This is a genomic window from Candidatus Albibeggiatoa sp. nov. BB20, from assembly GCA_016744725.1.
In the GTDB taxonomy this organism is placed as follows: Bacteria; Pseudomonadota; Gammaproteobacteria; order Beggiatoales; family Beggiatoaceae; genus Albibeggiatoa.
This window is the reverse complement of record JADGDW010000194.1, coordinates 1-7,272: the sequence shown is the minus strand read 5'-3', so window position 1 is coordinate 7,272 and position 7,272 is coordinate 1. Positions and strand designations below refer to the sequence as shown.

Sequence of the window (7,272 nt, the reverse complement as noted above, 5' to 3'; positions counted from 1 at the left end):
GAAATTCACTATAGGATAGATAGTTTCAGCGTTAGAAAAAGTAGTTTAAACAATGGTTAGGACAGTTTTGATAAGAAATTAGGAAAGAGCCGAGTAATGAGGAAAAATATCATTTGTCAACGACAACATAATCCTCAAGGCTCTGATGGAAAGACTCCAGTTAGTATTGGAACAGATGAACGATGAATAACCCAAGCTTAATAAATCAAAGATGATAAATCGTATCATTAAGCTCAAGGTTATTCATTATGAAAAGGACTATTTTTCTGGGTCTTTTACATCATCAGCCGTTTCAGGAATATTAGCAGTCGCTTCAGCAGTTTCTAATTCAGGAGTGTCTGCAATCGCTTCATCATCAACTAATTCTTCATCAGTTTCTAACTCAGGAATATCCGCAATCGCCTCAACACCTACTAATAATTCATCTTTGCTTAAACGAATTAAGTTCACGCCTTGCGTATTACGGCTCACCACAGAAACACCGCCCACACTGGTGCGTACTAATGTGCCTTTATTACTAATCAACATGATGTCATCGTCATTTTGCACTTGAATCGCGCCAATGACTTGACCATTACGATCTGAAGTCTTAATTGCAATCACACCCTGCGTGCCACGTCCTTTAGCAGTAAAGTCATCCATTGGCGTGCGTTTACCAAAACCATATTCCGTTGCAACCAATATTGTGCCTTGTTCCGCCGCGACGATGAGCGAAATTACCTTGTCATTATTCAATAATCTGATACCACGAACCCCTTGGGCTGTACGTCCCATTGAGCGCACTGCAGATTCTTTAAATCGAACCGCTTTACCATTATGACTAAACAACATCACATCACGTTGCCCATCAGTAATGTCAACACCGATTAACTGGTCATCATCATCTAAACTGATTGCAATAATGCCATTTGCCCGTGGACGAGAGAAATCAACCAACTTAGTCTTTTTCACCGTGCCTTTGGCTGTAGACATAAACACATAATTGAGTTCAGAGAATTCCCGAACTGGCAATACTGCATTAATCCGCTCATTCGCTTCCAATGGCAATAAATTCACAATTGGTTTACCGCGCGAAATACGGCTAGCTTGTGGTAATTCATACACTTTGAGCCAATACACTTTGCCGCGACTACTAAAGCACAACAGCGTATCGTGGGTATTAGCAACAAATAATTTATCAATGAAATCCTCATCTTTAATCGAGGTTGCAGATTTACCACGACCACCACGCTTTTGAGCTTGATAGCTGGTGACAGGCTGGGCTTTGGCATACCCTTCATGTGATAAGGTCACGACTACATCTTCTTCAGTGATTAAATCTTCTAAACTGAGGTCTTGATGGGTATGGATGATTTCAGTAATCCGCTCATCACCGTATTCGTCTTTGACCGCATTCAATTCTTCTCGAATCACTTCCATCAAGCGGCCACCATCATTTAAAATCAGCAATAACTCATCAATTCTGACTAATAAGAGATGATATTCATCTAAAATTTTATCTTGTTCTAAGCCTGTTAAACGGTGTAAACGCAATTCCAAAACAGCTTGGGCTTGGGTTTCAGATAATTGATATTCTGTTCCATGTAAGCCATAAATTGCATCTAAATTAGCAGGGCGTGATTTGTTTGTATCACTGCCAGAAAGCATTTTTTCCACTAAACCTGCTTGCCAAGTACGACCCAATAACGCTTGACGGGCTTCTTGTGGACTTTTTGTTGCCTTGATTAAACTAATCATAACGTCAATATTGCTCAGAGCAATGGCCAAACCTTCTAAAATATGCGCACGATCGCGGGCTTTACGTAATTCAAATAAGGTTCTACGGGTGACGACTTCGCGGCGATGACGGATGAAATATTCAATCAAGTTTTTCAAATTCAATAAACGCGGCTGACCTTCAACCAATGCCACCATATTGATGCCAAAAACAGTTTGTAACTGCGTTTGCTGAAATAAATTATTCAATACGACCTCAGCACTTTCACCACGCTTGAGGTCAATAACCATCCGAATACCGTCTTTATCCGACTCATCACGTAATTCACTGATGCCTTCTAACTTTTTGTCTTTGACTAATTCTGCAATTTTTTCCAATAATCGAGCTTTATTCACTTGATATGGTAGTTCATTGACAACAATACTTTCACGACCATTACTGGCTTCTTCAAACATTGTTTTAGCCCGCATATAGACTCGACCACGTCCCGTATGATAGCCCTCAACCACACCTTTTACGCCGTTGATAATTCCAGCGGTTGGAAAGTCAGGGCCTGGAATATACTGCATTAATTCTTCAATGGTTAAATCAGGCTGGTTAATCAGCGCGATACACGCATTGACCACTTCACGTAAATTGTGCGGCGGAATATTGGTTGCCATACCAACAGCAATACCGCTTGAACCATTGACTAATAAGTTAGGAATTCGGGTCGGAAAAACAGTTGGCTCAGATTCTGATTCATCATAGTTGGGTGCAAAATTAACAGTTTCTTTATCAATGTCAGCCATTAATTCATGGGCAATCTTTGCCATTCGCACTTCGGTGTAACGCATTGATGCCGCATTGTCACCATCAATTGAACCAAAGTTACCTTGGCCATCCACCAATGGATAACGCAAGGAAAACGTTTGTGCCATCCGTACCACGGTATCGTATACAGCAGTGTCACCATGAGGATGATATTTACCTAATACATCACCAACCACACGCGCAGATTTTTTATATGCTTTATTCCATGAAATACCTAATTCATTCATAGCAAATAAAGAGCGGCGGTGAACAGGTTTTAATCCATCTCGAACATCAGGTAACGCACGTCCTACAATTACACTCATGGCATAATCAAGGTAAGACTGCTTCATTTCGTCTTCAATATTGACGGGTAGAATTTCTTTCGCAAATTTGCCCATAAGAGCTGATTATCCCTAGATTCGGTCTTAATTAATGAAATTGCTTATATTATATCATAAATATGGCTTTTTTTCTGGACAAAAGCGAAATGATGCATGGATTTAACACTATGAATAAGAATGAATTTTTATGAACTGTTGCTATTTTATGACTAAAAATAAAAAGCCAAAACAGAGTAGCACAATCAGGCATCTCATTTATTTGCAGATAAATAGGTGATTTATGATAGAAATCAAGGCAAGAACAGGGGCATAGAAAACAATATACACCTTTATTTAAAGGTTAATATCATTTATGAAATTTATGCTTAATTGGCTTATGCTGAAATTGAACTCAGTAAATGAATGATTTTACTATAACAAGCTTAAACCCAACTCAATATCATACTTTTATTTAACTCACCTTACGTAAATAAATAAAAGAACTTTTCATTTTATGTAGGGTGGAATAGCGCTGCATTTTTCACCAAAATATGCAATACGCTTGGGATGGTGGAATACGGTGAGAGATAGTTTATTAACAATAACTAACATCAAAGGCTCATCTATTACAGCCTACTCTGTCAAACTTTTTTATATTTTGTGTAACATGAGTTATTTAAGCTTATGATAATCGCGTATTTCTTTAAAAACGGGCAGTGTGGAAATGCAAAGCAGACTATTGAAAATGCTGAGTCCATTGCTCGCAAAGTTGTTGAATTTCATTAGAATCTGGTAGGTGTTTACCATAAGCCAGAATTTGCCATGCTCGGGTCAAGCGGGAAAAATAGGTTGATAAATCGACACCTTGAGTCCGACGAACTAAACGCACACATTCATTTTCTGTGGCACTGTCATAAATTGCCATTTCATATTGCTGTTGTAACTGTAGCAATGTTCCACGATATAACAGACTCACTGCTTGGCGATGTTCACCTTGCTCCCATAATTCCCAAGTTTGTTGTGCAATATTATCAGGTAAAGAGTCGTTCTCTGGTTTTGGTATTAAGCTAAATGTCACTTGAGGTTGATAAATATTAGATTGCTTTTGATTGAGCCATTGTTGTAAGGCTGGATTTTGTAAGGTTTTATAAATTATCCATCCAATCACACCTGCAATTGTGATCCACAACAAAACCTCAAATAATTGTGCCCAAAGTGAAATCCATGATAAAGGCAATTGCCAACCTTCTGTTGCTTCGCTATCTTCAGAAGCGAGGCTATCACCAATATATTTCCAATATTGCTGTTTTTCCACGGTTTCAAACTCGGACTGTTGTAGCACTTGTTCGATATATTGTTTTGATTGTTCAGGCTTAGCAATAGATTGTGCACTCACAGGAGACGCATAAAAGCTGAAACAAGATAAAGTCACAGCGACTAAACATATCATCGCTGTGGTTTGCAATGCTTCCACTTTTTTGCGAATTTGGCGGAAAGTCAATTCAATATCCCAGCCTTCTAAATGGGTTCGCCGATTTAAGTACAAAGAGAATCCCCCTGCAACATAAAATGGCTCAATTAAGCTTAAAGCAATATAATTGAAAACCAAATTGATCCATAAAAAAATTGGGCTATCCTCAGTAAAGGATAAGAATGTGGACTCTAAATCTGTATTTTGAGGTAAGAATAAAAAGACTAAAACATATAATAATAAAACAATGAGTCCTTGAAAATGCGCACAAATAACCGTTAACCACATTGCCGTACTGCGTGTATTTTGCTGTAAAACTTGAAAACGCTGCCGTGCAACAGCTCCTCGATTACCTTCTAATTGCCAAATAGGTAAAGTAAAAGAGCGTACGGTGCTTAAGCGGTATAAGGTCAATCCTAATAGCAAGCTGGTTTTAAGCAGTAAACGAGGCAATGCCTGTATCATTTGCCTGAGCGTTATCTGTTCACCAAATAAAGCATGACTAAAAAAATGCAAAACAATACGATTGTAAAGAGGTCTTAACCACCAAACGATAATGGCTGCCCAAATATCAGGCATTTCAGTGAATAAATAGGCAAGTATATAAACGGCTAAAAACAAAGGAAAAGTAAGTACAAACCAAATCCGATAGAAATCCCACATCCAGTGTTGCACCATACAAAAGCCTAAATCAATCGCTTCCCAAGGTGTACGAGGTCTAACCACGGCTTCAATTTTATCTAACTGCATGACTCAACCCCACAAAGCGAAAATACAGTAAGCTCAATACCCATAAGCTAATGCCTACAGTATATTTTATCATGGGATCAATCGAGGCATTAGATGACCAAAAGGCTTCAATAAATGCAGCTAGCAGAGACATCAAAATCACGCCGTATAATAAGACAATACTGTGCTTTGCTGCTTGAATCAGGGCTTGACTACGCTGTAAACGCTGGGGTGCAATTAAAGCAAAACCTAATTTCAAGCCTGTCGCACCAGAAATAACGATAGCAAGTAGTTCTAGGCTGCTGTGTCCTGCGACAAAAGATAAAAAAGGTACGTGATAACCTAATTGGACTAAATATCCGCCAACACCACCAATGTATAAGCCATTGAAAATCACAAAAAACAAAGTACCAATGCAGTATAAAATACCCCCTGCAAAGACTTGGAAATCAATGCCAATATTATTGTAAATATAATAGCCAAACATCAAAAAATCGCTGCCTGAATTACGATTGCGACCGACATAGCTTGATGTGGGATCATACATGGATTCCATACCAGCCACTTGTTCAAATGAAAGCAAGCTATAAATCACTTCAGGATATAGATACACCACGATCGCCATAATAAACAGAGGGGCGAAAAATAACGTCGCTGATAAAAAAACCAATCGCGATTCTCGGCGTACGGCTTGCGGGAAGTCAGCCATCACAAATTGTAATAAACTCAATAGAAAGTGATGCTGGCGTTGGGTGTACATTTGTTGATGACCCCGCAGCACTAAACGGTTTAAACGTTCAATTAAATAAGGGCTGTAATGACGGTCACGGGCTAAAGCAAGATGGTGACAGATTTGACGGTAAAGTTGGGGGAAATGCTCAGAAGTGACTTGTTTTTGTTCTAATTGTTCAAGATATTGGGCAAATTGTTCCCAGAGGGATTCATGTTGTTGCTCAAAGGTTTGTTGTTTCATTGCATGCCTTTGAAGACGGAATTCAGAGAAATGAGGGTTGGCAGCTCTAATAAATAGTTATTTTTTAATATTAAAGCGACCAATCCTTGATGCTATTATTTAGCCTAAAGCCGCAAAAGCCTTGTCATGGATACTTTCAACAGAACCTACGCCTTCAACTTTAGCGTATTTAGGTGCATTTGCGTCACCACTTTTAGCTAAACCAGAGTAATAGCCAACTAATGCTTCAGTTTGCTCATGATACACTTCTAAACGTTTACGCACCGTATCTTCATGATCGTCATCACGCTGAACCAAATCTTCACCTGTTACGTCGTCTTTGCCTTCAACTTTAGGTGGATTATATAAGACGTGGTAAGTACGCCCCGATGCTAAATGTGCACGGCGGCCACTCATACGTTTAATGATTTCGCTGTCAGCGACGGCAATTTCAAGTACAAAGTCGATGGAAATGCCTGCTTCTTTTAACGCATCCGCTTGACGAATGGTGCGAGGGAAACCATCAAATAAGAAACCATTAGCGCAGTCAGATTCTTGAATACGTTCTTTGACTAAATTAATGATAAGGTCATCAGACACTAAACCGCCTTCATCCATGATTTTTTTGGCAGCTAATCCTAACGGGGTACCTGCTTTCACCGCTGCACGCAGCATATCACCAGTTGATATTTGCGGGATATTATATTTTTCTTTGATGAAATTGGCTTGAGTACCTTTGCCTGCGCCTGGCGGGCCTAGTAGGATTAAACGCATTGTGTTACTTCCTTTTAACTAAGTCAACAAAAAGCCTAGTCTATCATGTTTAGTTACCATAAGCATAGCGTCTTTATATGGGGAATTGAAACGATAGATTTCACAATATAATTATTTGATTCATTGCGTGCCTTAATATTTTTTTGCGCACTTTATGTATTGCTTATCCTTGCTTGTTAAAGATTGTAGATGAATGATGAATATGGTCTTATGTGGGAGACCAAAGTGAGAAAGGAACATGAGACTTGTAGAATTTTCTACCTACTGAATATCGCAATCAGTCTCAATAATTTGATTGGATTCTATGATAATTAAGGTAAGTATGAGCAAGCATTACCTCTATTAGAATGGGCTTTAAGCATTTTGCAAAACGTTTTTGATGAACAACATCCAAAAATACAAACTGTAAAACGAAATTATAAAAACTGTTTGTCTAAATTTAAGTCTTCAAAACAAAATCACCAAATAAAAAAATTGTTGGGTTTATGATTTATCTTGTTACTGAATTCTGTGT

The 7,272-nt window shown here is 38.6% G+C and carries 4 protein-coding genes; all 4 read right to left on the bottom strand.

What is annotated here, in order from left to right:
* Window positions 1–258 precede the first annotated feature (258 nt).
* The 4 genes from gyrA to adk all read right to left on the bottom strand — a co-directional run bounded on the left by gyrA (window position 259) and on the right by adk (window position 6,758).
* Window positions 259–2,910, bottom strand: a complete 2,652-nt coding sequence (gyrA, locus tag ABXH34_RS16565; RefSeq protein ID WP_353572994.1) for a DNA gyrase subunit A — start codon at window positions 2,908–2,910, stop codon at window positions 259–261.
* Window positions 2,911–3,568: 658 nt separating this feature from the next.
* Complete coding sequence (locus tag ABXH34_RS16560; protein ID WP_353572993.1) at window positions 3,569–5,053, bottom strand: DUF4129 domain-containing protein; 1,485 nt, start codon at window positions 5,051–5,053, stop codon at window positions 3,569–3,571.
* Window positions 5,040–6,005: a stage II sporulation protein M gene (locus ABXH34_RS16555; RefSeq protein WP_353572992.1), complete on the bottom strand. Its 966-nt coding sequence runs from the start codon at window positions 6,003–6,005 to the stop codon at window positions 5,040–5,042. Before ABXH34_RS16555 ends, ABXH34_RS16560 begins: the two co-directional genes overlap by 14 nt.
* 99 nt (window positions 6,006–6,104) lie before the next feature.
* Complete coding sequence (adk, locus tag ABXH34_RS16550; RefSeq protein ID WP_353572991.1) at window positions 6,105–6,758, bottom strand: adenylate kinase; 654 nt, start codon at window positions 6,756–6,758, stop codon at window positions 6,105–6,107.
* Window positions 6,759–7,272: the final 514 nt, after the last annotated feature.